Annotated in this window: 19 protein-coding genes; 8 read left to right on the forward strand and 11 right to left on the reverse strand. The window is 61.3% G+C overall.

All coding sequences use genetic code 11. From position 1 onward, the window contains the following. Window positions 1-66 precede the first annotated feature (66 nt). A complete protein-coding gene (locus tag AC0KW6_RS13505; protein ID WP_474035139.1) occupies window positions 67-2232 on the reverse strand; it encodes a serine/threonine protein kinase in 2166 nt (721 codons plus the stop codon). Window positions 2233-2276: 44 nt separating this feature from the next. After that, on the reverse strand, window positions 2277-2852 hold the full coding sequence (locus tag AC0KW6_RS13510) for an OmpA family protein (RefSeq protein ID WP_323778923.1): 576 nt from the start codon (window positions 2850-2852) through the stop codon (window positions 2277-2279). Between the two features lie 182 nt (window positions 2853-3034). Between AC0KW6_RS13510 and AC0KW6_RS13515 the strand changes: the two genes are divergently transcribed. Further along, window positions 3035-3877, forward strand: a complete 843-nt coding sequence (locus tag AC0KW6_RS13515) for a M15 family metallopeptidase (protein WP_323778925.1) — start codon at window positions 3035-3037, stop codon at window positions 3875-3877. Window positions 3878-3899: 22 nt separating this feature from the next. Here the strand turns inward: AC0KW6_RS13515 and AC0KW6_RS13520 are convergent, their stop codons facing one another. The 8 genes from AC0KW6_RS13520 to AC0KW6_RS13555 form a co-directional block, all read right to left on the reverse strand. Further along, window positions 3900-5399: a caspase family protein gene (locus tag AC0KW6_RS13520; protein WP_474035140.1), complete on the reverse strand. Its 1500-nt coding sequence runs from the start codon at window positions 5397-5399 to the stop codon at window positions 3900-3902. Window positions 5400-5528: 129 nt separating this feature from the next. Then, a complete protein-coding gene (locus AC0KW6_RS13525; RefSeq protein WP_474035141.1) occupies window positions 5529-5855 on the reverse strand; it encodes a hypothetical protein in 327 nt (108 codons plus the stop codon). Between the two features lie 2 nt (window positions 5856-5857). Further along, window positions 5858-6244 carry a response regulator gene (locus AC0KW6_RS13530; RefSeq protein WP_323778930.1) on the reverse strand — a complete coding sequence of 129 codons (387 nt, stop codon included), beginning with the start codon at window positions 6242-6244 and terminating at the stop codon, window positions 5858-5860. A gap of 33 nt (window positions 6245-6277) precedes the next feature. Beyond that, a complete protein-coding gene (locus AC0KW6_RS13535) occupies window positions 6278-7141 on the reverse strand; it encodes a CheR family methyltransferase (protein WP_323778932.1) in 864 nt (287 codons plus the stop codon). Then, complete coding sequence (locus AC0KW6_RS13540) at window positions 7138-7620, reverse strand: chemotaxis protein CheW (RefSeq protein ID WP_323778934.1); 483 nt, start codon at window positions 7618-7620, stop codon at window positions 7138-7140. The genes AC0KW6_RS13535 and AC0KW6_RS13540 overlap by 4 nt, the downstream gene beginning before the upstream one ends. Beyond that, window positions 7610-9769: a chemotaxis protein CheA gene (locus AC0KW6_RS13545; protein WP_474035142.1), complete on the reverse strand. Its 2160-nt coding sequence runs from the start codon at window positions 9767-9769 to the stop codon at window positions 7610-7612. The genes AC0KW6_RS13540 and AC0KW6_RS13545 overlap by 11 nt, the downstream gene beginning before the upstream one ends. A gap of 1 nt (window position 9770) precedes the next feature. Further along, window positions 9771-10145 (reverse strand): response regulator, encoded by a 375-nt coding sequence (locus AC0KW6_RS13550; RefSeq protein WP_024092563.1) that lies wholly within the window; start codon window positions 10143-10145, stop codon window positions 9771-9773. Beyond that, complete coding sequence (locus tag AC0KW6_RS13555; protein ID WP_323778939.1) at window positions 10142-10429, reverse strand: STAS domain-containing protein; 288 nt, start codon at window positions 10427-10429, stop codon at window positions 10142-10144. Before AC0KW6_RS13555 ends, AC0KW6_RS13550 begins: the two co-directional genes overlap by 4 nt. Window positions 10430-10843: 414 nt before the next feature. Here AC0KW6_RS13555 and AC0KW6_RS13560 point away from each other — a divergent pair, with 414 nt between their 5' ends. The 7 genes from AC0KW6_RS13560 (at window position 10844) to AC0KW6_RS13590 (ending at window position 18542) form a co-directional block, all read left to right on the forward strand. Further along, window positions 10844-13216 carry a methyl-accepting chemotaxis protein gene (locus tag AC0KW6_RS13560; protein ID WP_474035143.1) on the forward strand — a complete coding sequence of 791 codons (2373 nt, stop codon included), beginning with the start codon at window positions 10844-10846 and terminating at the stop codon, window positions 13214-13216. 165 nt (window positions 13217-13381) lie between these two features. After that, window positions 13382-14326, forward strand: coding sequence for a CheB methylesterase domain-containing protein (locus tag AC0KW6_RS13565; protein WP_323778943.1), 945 nt, complete (start codon window positions 13382-13384; stop codon window positions 14324-14326). Between the two features lie 26 nt (window positions 14327-14352). Next, complete coding sequence (locus tag AC0KW6_RS13570) at window positions 14353-14916, forward strand: chemotaxis protein CheD (protein WP_323778944.1); 564 nt, start codon at window positions 14353-14355, stop codon at window positions 14914-14916. Between the two features lie 182 nt (window positions 14917-15098). Beyond that, window positions 15099-15803, forward strand: a complete 705-nt coding sequence (gene modA, locus AC0KW6_RS13575) for a molybdate ABC transporter substrate-binding protein (RefSeq protein WP_323778946.1) — start codon at window positions 15099-15101, stop codon at window positions 15801-15803. Then, entirely contained in the window at window positions 15800-16504 is a 705-nt protein-coding gene (modB, locus tag AC0KW6_RS13580) for a molybdate ABC transporter permease subunit (protein WP_323778948.1), read from the forward strand. Before modA ends, modB begins: the two co-directional genes overlap by 4 nt. Next, window positions 16504-17589, forward strand: coding sequence for a molybdenum ABC transporter ATP-binding protein (gene modC, locus AC0KW6_RS13585; protein WP_474035144.1), 1086 nt, complete (start codon window positions 16504-16506; stop codon window positions 17587-17589). Before modB ends, modC begins: the two co-directional genes overlap by 1 nt. Window positions 17590-17711: 122 nt before the next feature. Continuing rightward, entirely contained in the window at window positions 17712-18542 is an 831-nt protein-coding gene (locus AC0KW6_RS13590; RefSeq protein WP_323778951.1) for a bifunctional allantoicase/(S)-ureidoglycine aminohydrolase, read from the forward strand. A 52-nt stretch (window positions 18543-18594) separates the two neighbouring features. Here AC0KW6_RS13590 and bhcR read toward each other — a convergent pair whose 3' ends face one another. Further along, on the reverse strand, window positions 18595-19428 hold the full coding sequence (bhcR, locus tag AC0KW6_RS13595; protein WP_474035145.1) for an HTH-type transcriptional regulator BhcR: 834 nt from the start codon (window positions 19426-19428) through the stop codon (window positions 18595-18597). Window positions 19429-19582: the final 154 nt, after the last annotated feature.

A 19582-nucleotide genomic window follows, 5' to 3' on the forward strand; every position in this document is an offset into this window, starting at 1 on the left:
AAAGGAAACGGGGCGGAAACCGCAAGTTTTCCGGCTTGGAACTTTCGTGAAACTCCGGGTCCCTGATCAGGGTTTGGCGGTGACCAGAATGCGGCTGTCCAGCGAGCGGATACGGCTGGAATCGGCCTCGTAGCTGGCCTGCAATGCTTCGGCAAAACCAACCGCGCTTTCGGAGGTCGGGCGCATGCCGTCAAACAGAGGTTCCGAGGAATGCAGGACCAATACTTTGCTTTTGCCTAGGGTGCTGTCATCAACCTTGAAAGCAATGCCGCCGCTGGTGGCAGATTCTTCCAGACTATAGGCGACCCGGACGGGAACTTCGCCAGCGGCATCGTCCCGCAGGCTGGCAACGGAATTATCTTCGCGCGAGATATTGGGCAGCAGGTGGAACACATTTCCCGAAACATCCAGGATCGACACGGTCAGGTAACCCTTGGTCACATGATCGGGCAGCACGATGTCTATGACCGGGTTTTCGCCAACAAAGAAACGACCGGATGGGTTGGGCTCGATGCTGCTTCCGCCAACGGCGAATTCCACTTTTGCGCCGCCGGATGGGGCTTTGGGCAGATGCTGTTCGACAACGCAAAGCGCGTCGTTCAGCACCTCCACATCCAGCACCACCTGGCGATCATGCGCCAGTGCCCGAAGCGCATCGAACAGTTCAAGCCGGGTGGCAGTGCTGGTGACACGGCCGCTGACCAGCACCGGATCGCTGGGCGCATAGCCGTCGTAATGGCCATTGCCGTCCCGCAGCAGCGGTCCGCAATCAGCAAAGGCTTCCATCACCGCCTGGACCTCGGCCACCGGCAGCATCGGCAGCTCAAACCGGATCTCGGCCTTGCCTTCCAGCGCGCCGGGCAGGCCGTTGCGGAACCTCTCGTTCAGCGTCTCGGCGACATTCGCGTCGTCGGTGGTGCCGGTGAGCCGCGCCTTGTTGTTGCTGACCACCAGGCGCCATTCGCGCAAACCCTCAAGCGGCGTGACCGTGTCGAGCACATCGGTGCCCCAAGTGTCAGATATGGCGCCGGAGGCCAGCGTCAGATCAGCATCCTGGGACAGCGCCAGAAGGGCCTCCCGTGCCGCCTCTGACGGCACGTTGCCAACGATCTGGAGCGGCCCGTCGACGGGCTTTTCTGCAATGAATGAATAAGGGCGGGCCACGGGGTAGGACGGCTGGAGAAGACTGTCGAGCATGCCGCTGAAATAGGCGCCGGCCCCGCCGCCGCCGAGCAGCAGCAGAACCGCCAGGACCGCCCAAAGGCCGCCGCGGCCGTCTTTTTTTTCGTCAACCTTCCGGTGAACCGGTTTGGCGGCGGGCGGCGGCGGGGCGGGCTGGCTTGTCTGCGGCACGATGATGGTGGCGTCCTCAGCCGGGCCATCCAGCACATCCCCCAGGTTGCCGCCATCGGGATTGTCCAGAAAGGCCAGAACTTCACCTGCAGTCTGGAACCGCGCGTTCGGATCCGGTGCGCACATACGCTCAATCAGGGTCTTGAATGGTTCAGGCAGGCCATCCGTGTCGAGTGGTTTTTGCTTGTTTTCAACCACTTCCATGGGGTTGGCGCCGAGCTTGGGTGCCGCGCCGCGGAAGTTGGCCAACAACAGCGCACCCAGCGAATAGATGTCTGAGCGGGCGTCGGTGTCACCGCTCATCTGTTCCGGTGCGGCATAGGAGTATTTGCCGGCAAACTCATTTCCGACAATGGTCTGGGCGCCCGGATTGGTATCCTTGGCGATGCCGAAATCGATAATCACGGCCTCGGCCGGATCGCCGCCGCGCAGAATGATGTTGTCCGGGCTCAGATCGCGGTGGACGATATTGCGGACATGCGCCGCCTGCAGGCCCTGGGCCACCCGGCGGCAAATCACCAGCAGGTCCTCAGCCGCCATCGGCCCCTGTTTCAGACGCTTGTCGAGGCCGGGGCCTTCGACATAGTCCATCAGCAGATAGATATGGCCGTCCGGTGTGCGGTGATTTTCCGAATAGCGCACCACCGCAGCATGGCGGATTTCGCGGATATTTTCCTCACGCGCCATCAGGACGGTGAAGTCCTCGTTGGCGGCAAGTTCCTGTTTCAGCACTTTCAGCGCCACCAGGTTGCCGGAAATTTCCGAGCGCGCCTTATAGACATGAGAGGTGCCGCCGCGGCCCAGCAGGCATTCGATCCTGTAGGTATTGTTCAGCAGGTCACCCGGCTGGAACAAGTCGCCAGGGCGCGATTCAAGCATGGAAGTCTCCCTGGCCTCTGGTCTGGCGCGGGTCGGGGCGGAGTTCAGCCCAGAGCCTGGAATTCAACACGGCGGTTTTCATCAGCGCGCGTATTGTTTTCATTGAAGGGTGCGGTTTCACCCATGCCGATGGCTTTGAGCATATCCTCGCTCACACCGCAGGAGCTGATCAGGTGGCGGCGCACTTCCTGCGCCCGCAACAGTGACAGCCGTTCATTATAGGCGGCGGATCCAGAGCTGTCGGTATGGCCGATGATCTGGAACACGGTGCCATCGAGCGCCTTCATCGACGCGCACATATTGGCCAGTTTCGGCGCCTGATCGGCGCGTAGCGCGGCGCTGTCGAAATCAAAGGAGATCTGGACATTGATCTGGGTCTGCCGGTCGACAGGATTGTATTCCTCGGCTGCGGCGGCAACAGTTGCGGTTTCCTGCGCAGGATCTTCGGCCGCAGCTGCGCTGCTTGGCACGATCACCAGGCCGCGGGTCTTCTGCTTTTTGAAAGCTTCGGTGATCTCCTCGACCGACAATTCGCCGCCATTCGACTGCGCCTGAGCCAGTGTAGCGACTATCAGGCCCGCACCAAGAACACTTGCAAAAATTCCTTTAAGGCGGATCATGCCCGGCGCCCTCCCCTGCCATTTCAACATGGCTGGCAGTCTATACCAGCACCTGCGGCCTGCCAATGGCAGGCAGAGTGCAGAGCGGGAAAAAAACACGGTGTTTCCGGCAAGTTGTAATCAGGGGGTTTACTGCCGGGCGGCGAGGGATTGAAATGGGCGCAGATGATCCGGGAGGGAAAATGCGGGTTCTGCCAGCTGTAATAATCGCCATTGGCCTTGTGCTGGCTCCGGCAGTTTGGTTCGGGCTCAGCTGGCTGCTGAGCGAAGAAGACTTCCAAGGGGCGGGCGGCGTGGATTCGACCGCGCGGATCGAGATCGAGATGCTGCGCCAGCAGGTCGAGGATCTGCAATCCCGGATGACGGATTTGCAGAGCGAGGTTGCCAGCCTGCCCGCTGGAGGGGCAGGAGGCGGCACCCCTTTTACCGATGACGCAGCCGGGGAAGCCGCGATCTGGAACCAGACCGGCGGCGCCGATCTGGATTACGCCCAGGTGGTGCTGATCGCCGACCGGCTGAACGTGAACCGGGGCCTGCGGGTCACCGGCGGCAGGTATCTGACGGAGAAACTGGGCCGCCCGCGGGAGGAATTGAACGACACCTGCCAGCCGATGACCAATGCGAACCTCAAGGAAAAGCTGGTCACCGAACGGGTCGGGCCGATCCGGGTCAGCATGCTGCGCCCGGCGATCGAAAGCCTGAAGGTCGTGTTCGAGAACATCCGCCAGGCGGATCCGGATCTTTATGCCCGCATCAACACAGCCGGTGCTCTGTGTGTGCGGCGGATCCGCGGCACCGCAAATTCATTGTCCACCCACAGCTATGGCCTTGCCGTTGATCTGAATATTGACGGCAAGCTGGATAATTTCACCGACGGCAAGACCCAGCTGGGACTGACCATCATGGCGGATTTTTTCTATGATCAGGGCTGGGTCTGGGGCGCCGGGTTCCGGCGTGAGGACAGCATGCATTTCGAGATCAGCCGGCGCCAGTTGGATGCATGGATCGCCGATGGTCAGCTGTGATTGTGTTCCGCGGTTCTGCCTGTCAGCTTTCCAGCCCGTAAGCCTGCCGGATTCCCCGTTGGGTTCCCGGTCCGAAGTCCCCATCAATGGCGCCGGTGTAGAAATTGTTCTCCTTCAGTTTCTGCTGAAGGGAGCGCCGGGTCTGCGCTGTGAACATATTGGGCCGCTCGCTCAGCAGATTGAGCACATCCGAACTGCCGCTGCGCAACGCCGCATAGAGATAATGGGCTGAATCTTCCGGGCCTTTCGACGGGATCAGGCCGTCATCTATGAGGGCCGCAAAATTGAACTGGGCCTGGGGATGGCGCAGATCCGCGGCGCGCTCAAAGAAGGTCAGGGCTTTTTTCGGGTTGGCAGGCAGTCCCAATCCGCCCTGATAGTGCAGGAAACCGAGATCGTTGATTGCATCAGCAAATTCCTGGGCAGCGGCCGCCTGGTACAGTTCCAGGGCCCTGGAAGGGTCCGCGGCGACACCTGTGCCGCGCTCATAGAGCTTGGCCAGTTCGAACTGCGCCTCGGGCGAGCCGGCCTCGGACGCCCGCTGCAGGAAGCCGACCGCCGCAGCAGGATCAAACCGGCCCTCATTCGGGTTGAGCCTGATATAGGCCAGGCCCAGCATCGAGCGGGTATCGCCGAGATCGGCCAGCGCCAGCAGCTGCTCTTCCTGGTCGGGCTTCAGCGCCGCCCAGGCTTCGGAGGCATCCGCGACCGTGACCGGAGCATCATTCTCCCCCGGGCCGGCGAGATAGAAGGGCACGCCTGTCAGCGAGCCATAGGTATGAGGTTCCTGCAGATTGGCGGTGTTTTCCATCACCCGGTCGCGCACCTGGCGGAACATCAGGCTGATCTCCAGCCCTGGCTGCACCATCTTTTCTATCAGTGCAGCGGCATAGGGCGAGTTGCTGCCGCTGCCGTCCAATGCCACCTGGCCGTCCTTGGCGGCAAAGGCCACCAGGGTGCCGCGGTCCGGATCGGCTGCTGCCATGCCGCCGCCGCCGCGGGTCGTGGCGGTGGCGGCGGTGTCCTGGCCGCTGCTTTGCGCCAGCGCAATTGAATCACCCAACGGGTTGTCGCGGCAGCTGTCAAGGATCACGATCCGCATCTTGCGGGCCCGGTCCACTGCCGCCAGCAGTTGCTTCAGGGACAAGGACTGTCGCTGCACATCGCGGTTGCTGGCCACCTCGGCATCTGCCGGGATCAGAAAATTCTCGCCCTGCACCTCGATCCCGTGGCCGGCGAAATAGACCAGCGCCAAATCCGCCACTTCGGAACGGAAAGTGAAATCCTCCAGCAGCTGCACCATAGCGGAGGTGCCGGGGTCCAGAGCGAGGCTGACGTCAAAGCCGATCCCTTCCAGCGTGTCCGCCATCGCCACTGCATCATTGCGGGTGTTCTCCAGCGGCGGCAGGTGCTGGTATTCCGCCACGCCGATAACCAGAGCAATGCGATCGCTTGCGGCCTGCGCATTCGCTGCAACAAGCAGACAGGCTGTGAAGATCAGAGGTTTGATGAAAAACGACATGCGGATACCCGGGCTGGCAGTTTCAGCTATGGCCCAATGTAGTCCGCTGCGGCAGCAAAGAAAAAGAAAATTCGCCGCTGGCGAAAGCGATATGACAGCCCCGCCCGGCCCGGGCGGGGCTGTCAAATTTCAGGCGTTCGTCAGGTTGCCTGCAGCGCGCAGCCGCTCGCGCAGTTTCTCCAGCGTGACGCCGGCCGCGGCGGCCGGCAGATCGGCAGGCCCGGATTCATCAACCTGCGCCTGCACGCGCTTGTAGAAACCGGAGAGCCCGGACAGAGTCTGGATCACCAGATCAAAATCCTGCAAAGAGCGCAGCTCCTGGCTGGTTGGGGCAGTGCCCCGTTCCAGCACGTCCAGAACCACGTTTTCCAACGCTTGCATCTGGCTGCGCAACTGCTCCATCTCCCAGGCCGACGCGGCGCATAATTCGCCTAGGGCTTTGTCGGGACGATCCATGGTTATAGCCGCCCGACGACCTGTTCGATGGCCTGCTTCATTGTGGCCACCGTGAACGGCTTGCGGATAATATTGTTCAGCCCCAGCTGTTTGCCCACCTGGATCATCTCTGGAGTCGGTTTACCGGTTACCAGAATGAATCCAACCCGCTGGGTCATCTGATGGCCGCGTACTGCCTGCAGCAGCCCCAACCCGTCCATGCCCGGCATGTTGTAGTCCGACAGCACCAGATGCACCGGGGTCTGGGTCAGTTTCTGAAAGGCGGACTGGCCGGCGTTCTCGACCATGTAGTTTTTGATGCCGATCTCATCCAGGCTTTGTGTGATGATCCCCCGGCTTGTCGACATGTCGTCAACGACCATAACGCGGAGAGAGTCTTTCAAGCTCATTTTTCTTTCCTTCTGCTCTGCTTGCAGCCGCGGTCAGGTTTTCCTGCCTGCGGGTAAGTTGACGTAAGTGGTGATCCCGGCCGTCTTCAGCTGCTGCGCCGCCGGGCCGGACATGCGCTCGGAGTGGCCGATGAAGAGGTAACCGCCCGGGTTCAGGGCATTTTGGAAGGCGCTCCAAACTTTCTGCTGGGTTGGGGTGTCGAAATAAATCGCAACATTCCGGCAGAAAATCGCATCGAACCTGCCGCGGAACGGGAAGGGTTCAATCAAGTTCAGCACCCCGAAAGTGATCAGCTTGCGCAGACTTTCGGGAAAGCGTCCGTCGGGACCGCATTTGGGTACCAGCTTGCTGTATTTAGCATCAATCTGGGCCAGTTCGTCCTCAGGGTACTTCGCCGCTTGGGCATGCTGGACCACAACCGGATCAATATCGGTGCCCAGGATCTTGAAATCCAGCTGCGCAGCTTCCGGACAGATGTCCAATACCGTCATGGCAATCGAATAGGGCTCCTGCCCGTTCGAGCAGCCCGCCGACCACAACCGCACCCGGCCGCCGCGGCGCGCCTGTTCGATCAGCGGCGGCAATACGTCGTTGCGCAGCGTCTCGAAATGGTGCGGCTCGCGGAAGAAATGAGTCACGTTGGTGGTCAGCAGCGACAGCAGCCCGCTGCGTTCCTGGTCGGCATGCGGACCGTCCAGGCTGGCCAGGTAATCCTTGAACCTGGTGATGTTGCGCTGGCGCAGCTTGCGGGCCAGACGCGAAGACACCAAGGGCTTTTTGCTGCTGGCCATTGCCAGGCCGAAGTGTTTGTGCGCGAACTGCGCGATGGCTTCGAATTCCTGGTCCGTCAGCGAAAAGTTTTCTGTGCCGGGAGAGATGGAACCTTCTGCCCTCACGGCATCACCTGCTCCGGAGCCGAGATCACCGCATCCAGATTGATGATGCGCACCATGGTATCATCGTGCGAGATAATCCCCTGGATGTACTCCATCGTGTTGCGGCTATCGACCGGCGGGGTATCCTGGATGTCGTCCGGATTGATCGAGATGATTTCGGAGACCGACTCGGCCAGCAGGCCGACCGGCTTGCCATGCACCGACACGACGATGACCACATTACGCTCGCTGGCTTCGGTCTGCTGCAGGCCGAAACGGGCGGACAGATCGTAGATCGGGATCACCGCACCGCGCAGGTTCATCACCCCCAGCACATCGGCCGGGGCATGCGGCAGGATCGTTACCGGTGACCAGCGCCTGATCTCGCGGATCTGGGTGATCTTCAGGCAGAAGGCCTGCCCGGCCACGGAGAAGCTGACAAACTCGCTGTGTTCAGCGTGTCTCAGTTCCTGATCGGTTTGCTTCACTTCAGCTTGCATTGCTCATTCTCCGCTCGGTGTCAAAGGCGGCTGCCGTGGGCGAGGCCGCAATGATGCTTTCAGGGTCCAGGATCATGGCGATCTTGCCGTCGCCAAGGATGGTTGCAGCGGCGACGCCGGCGATCTCTCCGCAGACGCCGTCCAGGCTCTTGATCACCACCTGGCGCTGGTCGTGGATGTCATCCACCGCCAGGGCGCAGCGCTGGCCGGTTTCGGTTTCCACCAGCAGGTAGACGCCGGCCTGCCGGTCGCTTTTGCGGTTCAGCCCCAGGCTGCCGGCAACGTCGCAGATGGGCACGAAATTGCCGCGGATCGACAGCAGAGTGCCGTCGGCGCCGAGGCTGTTGATCATGTCATCGCTGCCGCGCATGGTTTCGACGATCGAGGTGATCGGCACCACCATGGTCTGGTCGGCAACCGATACCACCATGCCGTCCATCACCGCCAATGTCAGCGGCAGGATGATGGTGAAGGTCGACCCCTTGCCGGGGGTGGAGGAGATGTTGATGCGGCCGCCCAGGCCGGTCACCGCATTCTTCACCACATCCATTCCGACACCGCGGCCGGAGAGGTTGGAGACCTCCTTGGCGGTGGAGAAGCCGGGCATGAACAGCAGATTGTCGATCTCGCCGTCAGTCAGCTCGGCATTTTCCGGGATCAGGCCCTTTTCGATCGCGATCTGCTTGACCCGCGGGCGGTTCACACCGGCGCCGTCATCCTTGATTTCAATGCAAACACTGCCGGACCGATGGGAGGCCGACAGCCGGATTTCACCTATCTTGGATTTCCCGGCGGCTTCCCGGTCCTCGGGCTTTTCGACCCCGTGGTCCACCGCATTGCGCAGAATATGGGTCAGCGGGTCGGACAGCCGTTCGATTACCGTCTTGTCGACTTCGGTGTTTTCGCCCTCATTCACGAGTTTACAGGTTTTACCGGTTGCAGCCGAAGCTTCGCGGACGATCCGGGCCATGCGCTGGAACAGCGGTTTCACCGGCTGAGCGCGGATGGCCATGACACCTTCCTGGATGTCACGCGCGAGGTTTTTGAAACCTTCAAGCTCTGTTTCAACGTCCCGTGTATCAGAGACGTCGAGGTTGGCGATTTGCTGCGCCAGCATCGAGTGATTGATGATAAGCTCCCCGACAGCGTTGATCAGCCGGTCCACCCGCTCGAGTTCGACGCGGAGCGTGGGCTTGGGACCGCCGCGCTGCTCCTGCATGCCGCTCTCGGTTTTCGGGGCCGATGCCTTTTCTTCGGCAGCTGCCGGTTTGGCTTCGGGTTCAGGTGCGGGGACCGGCGGTTCAAAAGGGACTGCGGATGCCTCCCCCTCGGCTGCGTCGGCTGCAACCGGTGCGCTGAACATAGCGTCCAGTGCTGCCAGTGCCTTGGCTTCAGCTTCTGCGTCGCCATCGCCTTCGATCGACAGTTCGCAAAGACCTTCGACAAATTCGAAGACTGCTTCGACAATCGACCGGGAGTCCCTGGTCACCAAAGTGATGTCCCAAGCCAGGTAGCTTTCGCTCATATCCATCGCGTCAAAGCCGGGCAGCTCGGTTTCGTCAAGCTTCACGGTCAGATCGCCCATGTCCCTAAGCGCCTGGAACAGGAAGAACGGCTCATTGCCGGTGCCGTACATTTCCTTCAGCGGCCGGAACCTGATCCGGTAGGTTTCCTGCTGCGGTTCTGCCGGTGTTTCCGGCATGATGCCAAGATCGGCCACCGGCACGGGAGCGCCAAGCCCCATCGGCTCGAAGGTGAGGTCTTCCTCTTCTTCGGGGATGTACTCATCCAGTGCCGCCAGCAGCGTGTCGTGATGCGCCTCGTCTATCTGGCCGCCGTCGCGGGCGGCTTCGACCAGCGCTGACAGGTGGTCGCTGGAGCGCAGCAGCAGCTGGATCAGCTTTCCATCCAGTTCCATCCGGCCGGCGCGCACTTCGTCAAACACGGTTTCGAACCTGTGGGCAAAGGCCACCAGATCGTCCAGGCCAAAGGCCCCGGCGCCCCCTTTGATCGAGTGCACGGCACGGAAGATTGCGTTGACTATCTCAGGGTCGTGATCGCCTCCTTCGATGGCGGTCAGCCCCTCATCCGTTGCTTCAAGGAGCTCTTCGCACTCCTCAAAGAAGGTATCCTGAATCGAACCCGACATCTTAGGCCGCAGCTCCTGTCACACGCTTGAGAGCGAAGATCAGAGACGCATCGTCAAACGGTTTGGTGATCCAGCCGGTGGCGCCGGCGCCGCGGGCGCGGGATTTCAGCTCAGGTGCGCTTTCGGTGGTCAGAACCAGGATCGGCACCTTGGAATTGATCCCGGTGCCGCGCAGTTCCTCGATCACGCCGAAACCGTCGAGGTTGGGCATGTTGATGTCGGTAATCACGACGTCCGGATCGACGTTGGGATACATGTCCACGCCTTCGCGGCCATCGACCGCGCAGTGGTATTCAAAACCGGCCTCTTCCAGGGTCGCGGCCAGAAGATTCCGGATTGTGCGGGAATCGTCGATTGCCAGAACTTTGGTCTTCATGCTGTTTCCTCGTCTTCAAATCGGTTGGGCTCCAGCCCCAGAAGCGTCAGGGACTTGCGGCAGGATTCGGTTATGTGGGTGACGGAGAAGCCTACCCCCTCGGACCGCCATTGCTGCTCTGCCCCGAGCAGAAGCTGCAGGCAGCGGGAGGGCATCAAGGCAACGCCGCGGCAATCAATTTCGACTGCATTGGAACGTGCCCCTTGAAGAAAGGCGATCAGCGGATCCAGTTCCGCGAAGGCATTGGGCAGATCCAAAACATGTTTTTGCGTTTCCGTAGTCATTGTCGGCGATTCGCACCCCCGTTGTCGGCGATCAGTTCGAGTTTGATGATGGAATGGATATGCGGCGGGCCTTAACATTTGATTGCCGGTGCGCTCGCGTAGAGGGGGGATTCTTAAGGAGATTGGCAGCCATTCAGCCGCGGAAATCTTCTCAATTTTTATCTGTGGCGGACGGACCGTGGAAACACCTGGCGGCTGTGGTGAGGGAGCGGATGCAATCCTTTTGCAACCTGAGGGAGTATGTTTACTCAGCCTTTACCGAGTAGCGCCGCAGCGCTGCAGAATTCAGCATTTTTTGCAATCATGCGGGGCGGATCACCCCCCTCCGTAAGCCGCAAATTAACGTATGCTGCGCATCCTGAGAAACATCATGCTTTGCGGGAGCCTAAACCGCAATGCTCTCAGGAGGACGGAATGAAAGCGCTAAAATCGCTCAAGCTGGCACATAAGCTGCCACTGTTTATTGTTGGATTCTGTGTGCTCGTAACGGCGATTCTCGTCACGATCAGCACGATCAGCTTCCAGAACAGTGCAGAGAAAAATGCCGAAGACCAGTTCCGCTCCATGGTGGCGGACCGGAAGTATGCGGTACAGACACTGTTGGACGGAATTCATGCGGATGTGCAGACACTGGCGGCAGTACCGTCGACTGCAACCGCGATCGAATGGCTGACGATGACCTGGAACGATCTGGACGGAAATCCGGGACAGATCCTGCGTCAGGCCTACATAGACGATAACCCGAATCCGCTCGGGCAGAAGCATCTGCTGACGCGTGGAAAGGGTGACTCGCCTTATCACATGCATCACGAAAGCTTTCATCCGGCGTATAAGACCCTGATCGAAAGCAAGGGCTACTATGATGCCTTCCTGATCAACCTGGCCGGCGACATCGTTTATTCGGTGTTCAAGGAGAGTGATTTCGGAACCAACATGATGACCGGCCCGTATAAGGGCTCCGGCCTGGCAAAGGCGTACCGCTCTGCCCTGGAAGGCAGCCGCGGCGAGGTGTTCTTTGCTGATATGGACCCCTATGCGCCCTCTGCCGGTGCCGCAGCGGCCTTTGCTGCCGCGCCTGTTGTGAACGACGCCAATCTGACGGTCGGCGTGCTGGCAGTGCAGATTCCGGTGGATCTGATGGGGGCCATTGTCAACAATGACCAGGGTATGGGGCAAACCACCCAGATCTATATTGTCGGCTCAGACATGAAAGCCCGGACCACTTCGCGGTTCGAAGATGGCTATCAAGTGCTGTCGCAACTGCCATCTGCGCCCCAGATCACAGCGGCCTTTGACGGAGACTCGCACGTCCGGAAAGATGTGCCCGGGCTGACCGGCCATACCGTGCTTGCCTATTCCGAACCGCTGCCGCTGGAATTCGCAAATTGGGCAATCATTGCCGAACAGGACTGGGCCGAACTGATGGCCCCAGCGGTGGAGAAGCGCAACATGCTGCTGCTTGCCTCGTTGTTCTGCGCGGCGGTCATGTCCTTCTGCGGCTGGCTTTTCGCCCGCTCTATCACGCGGCCGATCGACCGGATCTGCAGCAATATGGAGGCCGTGTCGTCCGGTGAACTCGATACCCATATCGAAGAGGCGAACCGGGGTGATGAAATCGGCAAGATCGGCAAGACTCTTGTCTCGATGCAGGACGACCTGAAACTGGCCCGTGCCGCAGAAGAGGAACGCGCGGAAATGCAGCGGCAGCAGCAAGATGTTGTCGAAAGCCTGAGCGCCGGGCTGGTGCAGTTGGCCGAAGGCGATTTCTCCCAGGCGATCCAAGACGCGTTTCCGGAGGAATACGAGCAGCTGCGGGAAAACTACAACAGCACGGTCCGCAACCTCAGCTCCACGGTCCGGCAGGTGATTGAAGCCTCCGGGAGCATCCGCAATGGAGCCGCTGAGATCAGCCAGGCGTCGGACGACCTGTCTCACCGCACCGAAAGCCAGGCGGCTACGCTGGAAGAGACAGCTGCGGCATTGGATGAACTGACTGCGTCTGTGAAATCCGCTGCCGAAGGCGCCCGCAGCGTCGAGGCCACAATGGCCAAGGCCCGGACGGAAGCGGAGAACAACCGGGAAGTTGTGCAGAGCGCCGTGTCCGCGATGACCGAGATCGAGCAGTCCTCGAACCATATCTCGCAAATCATCTCGGTGATTGACGACATCGCTTTTCAGACCAACCTCCTGGCGCTGAACGCCGGCGTCGAGGCTGCGCGGGCGGGTGAAGCAGGCAAGGGATTTGCCGTGGTTGCCTCGGAAGTGCGCGCCCTGGCGCAACGGTCTTCGGATGCAGCGATGGAAATCAAGACGCTGATCGGCGACAGCACCAAACAAGTCGAGCGCGGCGTTGATCTGGTCGGCAAGGCCGGCGAGGCGCTGCAAAGCATCGTTGAGCAGGTCACCCATATTTCGCAACTGGTATCCGGCATTGCCGAAGGCGCGGCTGAACAGTCGACAGGCTTGCATGAGATCAATACCGGCGTCACCCAGCTGGATCAGGTGACGCAGCAGAATGCGGCGATGGTGGAAGAAGCAACCGCGGCCGGGCATATGCTGAACACTGATGCTGGCAAGCTGACTGAACTGGTTGCCCAATTCCGGGTGGCTGACGGCGGCGCAGCCCCGGCTGCAGCCCGTCCCGCATTCTCGGCGGCGCCCGCTCCGGCGGCCAAACCTGCGCCCTCGGCACACGGTGAGGCAAACTGGGAGATCGAGGCCTGCCCGGTGCCCGCCGCGGCGGCCGCCAGCGGCAATGCTGCGCGCGATCTCTGGCAGGACTTCTAAACACTCACCGAGGGCGCCGCAGCTTCGGCTGCGGCGCCCTCACACATGTCAACCTGTGCCTGCCATTCCGAGGGCATTGCAAATTGACTGGGGATCCCATTGCCTTCTCGAAATATATTGATCATTACCACTGACCGCAGCTTTGCCCGCAATTTGCAAAGCTACATGGAATCCGCCTACCCTGGCATGAAGGTTCTGTTGGCCAACAATCTGATGATGGCCTACAATCAAGCAGAGGCCGCGCAGCCGGTTTTTGCCTTTGTGGAAGACGGGTTTTCCAAACTGCCTGAATTTGAAATGATGATGGCGCTGTTTTCTGCAATGGACACCCGTTGGGTGGCCGTCATGGACACTCAGTCCGCGACGCCGGCCAGAAAGTCCTCGCCGCTGCTGGATGTCGGGGCGGGCATTTTCGAGCTGACGAAAGCGGATCATCCCAGCCAGTTTGCCCAGTATTTCGACATGATGATCAATGCGCCGCGGCGCCGCGCCCGTGCGGCCCCGGGCACTGCCGGCGCCCGGCCTTCTGCCGCGGCCACTGCCAGCAAGAAGCTGATCCTGATCGGGTCTTCTACCGGTGGTGTCGAAGCGTTGCGCAGCATTCTGGTCGGCTTTCCCTTTGACTGCCCGCCGACGCTGATTGTCCAGCATACCGGCAGGAACTTCGGATCCGGTCTGGTGTCGCTTCTTGACCGGCTGTGCCCGGCGCGGGTGCGTGCCGCCGAAGACGGAACAGCCTTGGAGCCGGGCCATGTCTATGTTGCTGCAGGCCAGCGCCGCCATATGGGGCTGAGCAGCCGCAGGCCGCTGCGCCTGCGGATGAAGGACGGACCTGATATTTCCGGCCATACTCCGTCTGTAGACGCTCTGTTCACCTCTGCCGTGCCTTATGGAAAGGACGTTGTAGCCACGATCCTGACCGGTATGGGCCACGACGGCGCCCAGGGGCTTCTGGAGCTGCGCAAGGCCGGCGCGAAGACCTTTGCCCAGGACGAAAAGTCCTCGGTTGTCTATGGGATGCCCAGGGTGGCCTGGGATATCGGCGCCGCACAGCAGCAGGTACCACTGCCACGGATGGCAAGCACACTGTTACAGGCCAGCAAGGCCTGAACGTACCACAGGAAGGACCAAAAACTTTGACCACTGTCTTCGCCAATTCAAAGTCTGTAACAGTTCTGCAAGGGGAATACCGGGTGACCACTGATCCGAAGACCGTTTTTTCAACGGTGCTCGGTTCATGTATTGCAGCCTGCATTTATGATCCGGAAAATGGTGTGGGCGGAATGAATCATTTTCTGCTGGCCAATGCCCGCCAGGGCGGCGCGGCCAATGCCCGGTATGGAATCCATGCGATGGAACTTCTGATCAATGGTGTTCTGAAAAAAGGGGCAATCCGGTCCAACCTGAAAGTCAAGGTGTTCGGCGGCGCCAAAATGTCCGCAAACCTGTCGGACATCGGGGCAGCCAATGCCGATTTTGTACAGCAGTTCCTGCGGGATGAAGGCATTCCCTGCATCTCCTCCAGCGTTGGCGGCACCTCGGCCCGCCGGGTGCGGTTCCATGCGTGCTCCGGCGCAGCTCAGCAAACCCATGTGCAAGACGACCGCAAGCTCGGCGAATTGGAGCAGCGCGCGGCGGCGCGACCCATTCCGGCCCCTGCTGCGGCTGGCGGAAGTGCAGGCGTGGTCGATCTATTCTGATTTGGAACGCCGGCAAAGGTCAGTTCGGGCAATCGAAATTTTCGTTTGCCCGTGCCTGCCCGCGGAGGTAGTTCCTAGGAATGATGACAAAAATCCAAACTTCAGTTTTCGCATTCCTGGTTCCGCCCGGAGCCTGGCGGGGCCTTTTGACTTCTGTTGCCTTGTTTTTGGGCTTGGCGGCCATGGCGCAGGCGCAGATTACGGTCTTCGCTGCATCCAGCACCAAAACAGCGCTGGATGAGGCTGCAGCCGGCTACTTGGCTGAAACCGGACAGGCTGCCACATTGTCTTACGCAGGCTCCTCGGCGCTGGCACGGCAGATTCAGCTTGGCGCCCCGGCGGATGTCTTCATCTCGGCGAATCCCGGCTGGATGGACGTGTTGCAGCAGGACGGGCTGATTGCCCCTGCCTCGCGGCTGGATTTGCTGACAAACCGGCTGGTTCTCATTGCACATGGGGCAGATGCCGCGCCGCTGGACCTGGAGACTGCCGACCTGGGCGCACTGCTGGGGGAGGGCCGGCTGGCGATGGCGCTGGTTGATGCGGTTCCGGCCGGGATCTACGGCAAAGCCGCATTGACCGCATTGGGGCAATGGCCCTCCGTTGCGTCCAAAGTGGCGCAGGCCGCCAACGTGCGCGCCGCCCTGGCGCTGGTGGCATCGGGCGAGGCGCCATTGGGTGTGGTCTATGCCACCGATGCACGGGCCAGCAGCAATGTCACAGTGGTCGCGGCTTTCCCGGAGGGCAGCCATCCCCCGGTCCTCTACCCGGCTGCGGTAGTCTCAGGCGGCAATGCAGCTGAGGCCGGGGCTTTTCTTGACTATTTGCGGAGCCCGGCAGGCCGCGGCATCTTTCTGCGCCACGGCTTCGGAGTGGCTGATCAGTGAGCACCGCTGCAGCATGGCTTAGCCCCGAGGAGTGGCAGGCCGTGATGCTGTCACTGCGGGTTTCGCTGTGGGCAACGCTGGCCGCGCTGCCGCCGGCGGTCTTTGTGGCCTATGCGCTGGCACGCTGGAAATTTCCTGGTAAGCAGCTCCTGAACAGCCTGGTGCATCTGCCGCTGATCCTGCCGCCGGTTGTGACCGGCTATTTGCTGCTGATGATGTTTGGGACCAAAGGGCCCATCGGCGGGGCGCTGCAGCAGATCGGTATCGTCTTTGCTTTCCGCTGGACCGGAGCAGCGCTGGCCGCGGGTGTTATGGCCTTTCCGCTGATGGTGCGGGCGATCCGCCTGTCGGTTGAGGCCGTGGATCCCAAGCTGGAACAGGCCGCTGCCACGCTGGGTGCCTCACGGGCGGTATGCTTTGCTATCGTCACACTGCCGATGATCCTGCCTGGCCTGATCGCCGGCACAGTGCTGGGGTTTGCCAAGGCGATGGGGGAGTTCGGGGCGACGATCACCTTCGTCTCCAGCATTCCGGGGCAGACGCAGACGCTGCCGTCGGCGATTTATACTTTTCTGCAGGTGCCAGGCGGTGAGACCGCAGCACTGCGGCTGACGCTGGTGTCGATTGCCATTGCATTGATGGCTCTTCTGATATCGGAATACCTGGCCCGCAAGGCAGCCGACAGGTCGGGAGGGCGCTGATGCTGTCGGTTACATTGCAACACAAGCTGCCTGGTCTAGGCTTGAATGTTCACTTCGAGGCCCCGTCAGGTGTAACCGTGCTGTTTGGCAGATCCGGAACCGGCAAAACCACAGTGATCCAGGCTGTAGCGGGCTTGTTGCAGCCGGATCAGGGACGGGTGACGCTTGGGGGCGAGGTTCTGTTTGATACCGGCCAACGCCAGTGGCTGCCGCCGCACAAACGCCGGATGGGCTATATCTTTCAGGAGGGGCGGCTGTTTCCCCATCTGACCGTACGGCAGAACCTGCTGTTCGGGCAATGGTTTGCGCCGCGTGGCGCCAAACGGGAAAGCCTGAACCGGGTGGTGGAGCTGCTGGGGATCGGCCCCTTGCAGCAGCGCCGGCCCGGATTGCTGTCAGGCGGTGAAAAGCAGCGGGTGGCGATCGGCCGGGCGCTGCTGGCGGCGCCGCGGATGATACTTGCGGATGAACCGTTGTCGGCGTTGGATGAGGCGCGCAAAGCTGAGATCCTGCCCTATTTCGAGCGGTTGCGGGACGAAGTCGGCATTCCGATCCTTTATGTCAGCCACTCGGCCGCCGAGGTGGCCCGGCTGGCGACAACGGTTGTGGTGCTGCAGGACGGCCAAGTGCTGCGTCAGGGCAGTGCCGCTGAGGTTCTGAGCGACTCTGCGGTCCTGCCAGCCGGGGTGCGGGCCGCTGGCGCGCTGCTGGAGGCGCAGGTGGTCTGCCACCATGCCGACGGGCTGACAGAACTCAACGCCGGCGGCGTGCCGCTGTTCCTGCCGCAAATCGCTAAGTCGCTTGGCAGCCCGGTGCGGGTGCGGATCCTGGCGCATGACGTGATCCTGTCGCGGCACCGGCCCGAGGGCCTGTCGGCGCTCAACATTCTGCCGGGCACGGTCGAGCATGTCCGCACCGGCAGCGGCCCAGGCGCAATGGTGTCATTGCAGACGCCCGCAGGCCGGGTGCTGGCGCGGGTGACACGGCGGTCGGCGCAAGCCTTGGAGCTGGAGGCCGGGGCTGAGTGTTTTACCGTGGTTAAAACTGTCTCCATCGCGCCGGAGGATATCGGCGCTGGCGGGTAAGCCGGTCCACGTCTTCAAAAATACCAAAACAATCCTTCAGGTATTCTTGCTACGGAAATAAGTTCGAATGCGGCCGCGGGGCGGCTATTAATGGGGCAGCAGTTCAGCAGGAAAGGCAGCCGATGACCAAACGATCCTATTACGCACCCGAAGGCGGGTTGCCGCCGCAGACCCAGCTGCTGACTGACCGCGCCATGTTCACCGAGGCTTATGCGGTGATCCCCAAAGGCACGATGAGCGACATCGTAACAAGCCTGCTGCCGTTCTGGGACAAGGCGCGGTTCTGGGTGCTGTCGCGGCCATTGTCCGGATTTGCTGAGACATTCTCGCAATACATCGCCGAAGTGCAGCCAGGCGGCGGCAGCGACCGGCCGGAAACGGAGCCCGGCGTGGAGGCGGTTCTGTTCGTCGTGAAGGGCTCGATGACCCTGACCATTGACGGCGCTGCACATGAAATGGAGGAGGGCGGCTATGCCTTTCTGCCGCCGCTTGCCAGCTGGTCACTGCGCAACAACGGGGACGCACCAGTGCGATTCCACTGGGTACGCAAGGCGTATCAAGCCGTTGCGGGGCTGGACGCGCCCGAGGCCTTTGTCACCAATGAAAACCATGTCGATCCCACTCCGATGCCGGAGACCGAAGGCAAATGGGCGACGACGCGGTTTGTCGATCCGAACGATCTGCGCCACGACATGCATGTGACGATCGTGACTTTCGAGCCCGGTGCGGTGATCCCGTTTGCCGAGACCCATGTGATGGAACATGGGCTTTACGTGCTGGAGGGCAAGGCGGTTTACCGGCTGAACCAGGACTGGGTCGAGGTAGAGGCCGGCGATTACATGTGGCTGCGCGCCTTCTGCCCGCAGGCCTGTTATGCGGGCGGGCCGGGCAAATTCCGCTATCTGCTGTACAAGGACGTGAACCGGCATATGCCGCTGGCCCCGCTGCGCTGACACGCGGGCGGAGCGCCCGGCCCGGATATGTGCCCGGGCGCTGCCCGGCTGTTCAGCCGGGCCGGGTTTCCACAGCTGCGGGCGCGCCCAATCCATACGAAAGTTTTTCCGCGGCGTCCTTCACCAGGGCGCCGATGCCGTTGATACCACCGTCCGGCATCCGCGCGGTTGGGCCGGAGATGGAAATCCCTGCCAGCACCTCGCCCTGCATGCCAAAGACCGGCGCCGCCACGCAGCGCATGCCCGGCGCCTTTTCCTCATCATCGAAAGACCAGCCGCGGCTGCGGATCTGTTCCAGATCACCGCGCAGGGCTTCGGGGGAGGTCAGGGTTTTGCCGGTGAATTGCTCCAGCACCCGGCCGCGCAGGAACCGGGTCAGCTGATCCTCCCCGAAACAGCTGAGCAGCGCCTTGCCGATGCCGGAGGCGTGCATCGGCGAGGTGGTCCCCGGCGGGAAGAAGGCGCGGATCGACTCATGCGTTTCCACCTGGCTCACGAACATGACGTCGCCGCCGCGCTCGATTCCGAGGTTCGAGGTCTCGCCGGTGGCTTCCATCAGCTCGCGCATCACCGGCCGCGCCCGTTCGATCACGCTGGAGCGGCGCAGGAAAGCTGAGCCGAGACGGAAGGCCATGGCGCCGATGTGCCAGGTTTGCGACTGCGGCTCCATCTCGACGATCTGGCGCGCCTCCAGCGTCGCCAGCACCCGGTACATGGTGGCCGCCGACTGATCCAGCGCCGTTGACAACTCGGTTAGCGTCATGCCGCTGGCGCCGGCCAGCGCATCCAGCACGTCCAGCGCCCGGTCCAGCGCCTGGATGGTGGCCGGCTGACTGGTGGAATCAAAGCTTTTGGGGCGGCCTTTGCGGCGCGGCGGCTGGGGCATTTTCAAGCCTTCCTTGGCAATTCAAGCAGCAGCTTATGGATAAAACTGAAAATCATTTCTGTACAGTGAAAAAAGTAAAGGCATTGAAATTATGCAGAAAATCTCCAATTTTTTAGTTTTTGAAAGCTTTTTTCAAAAAAGTTTCCCTGCACGC

It is taken from the genome of Leisingera sp. SA215 (assembly GCF_055902035.1).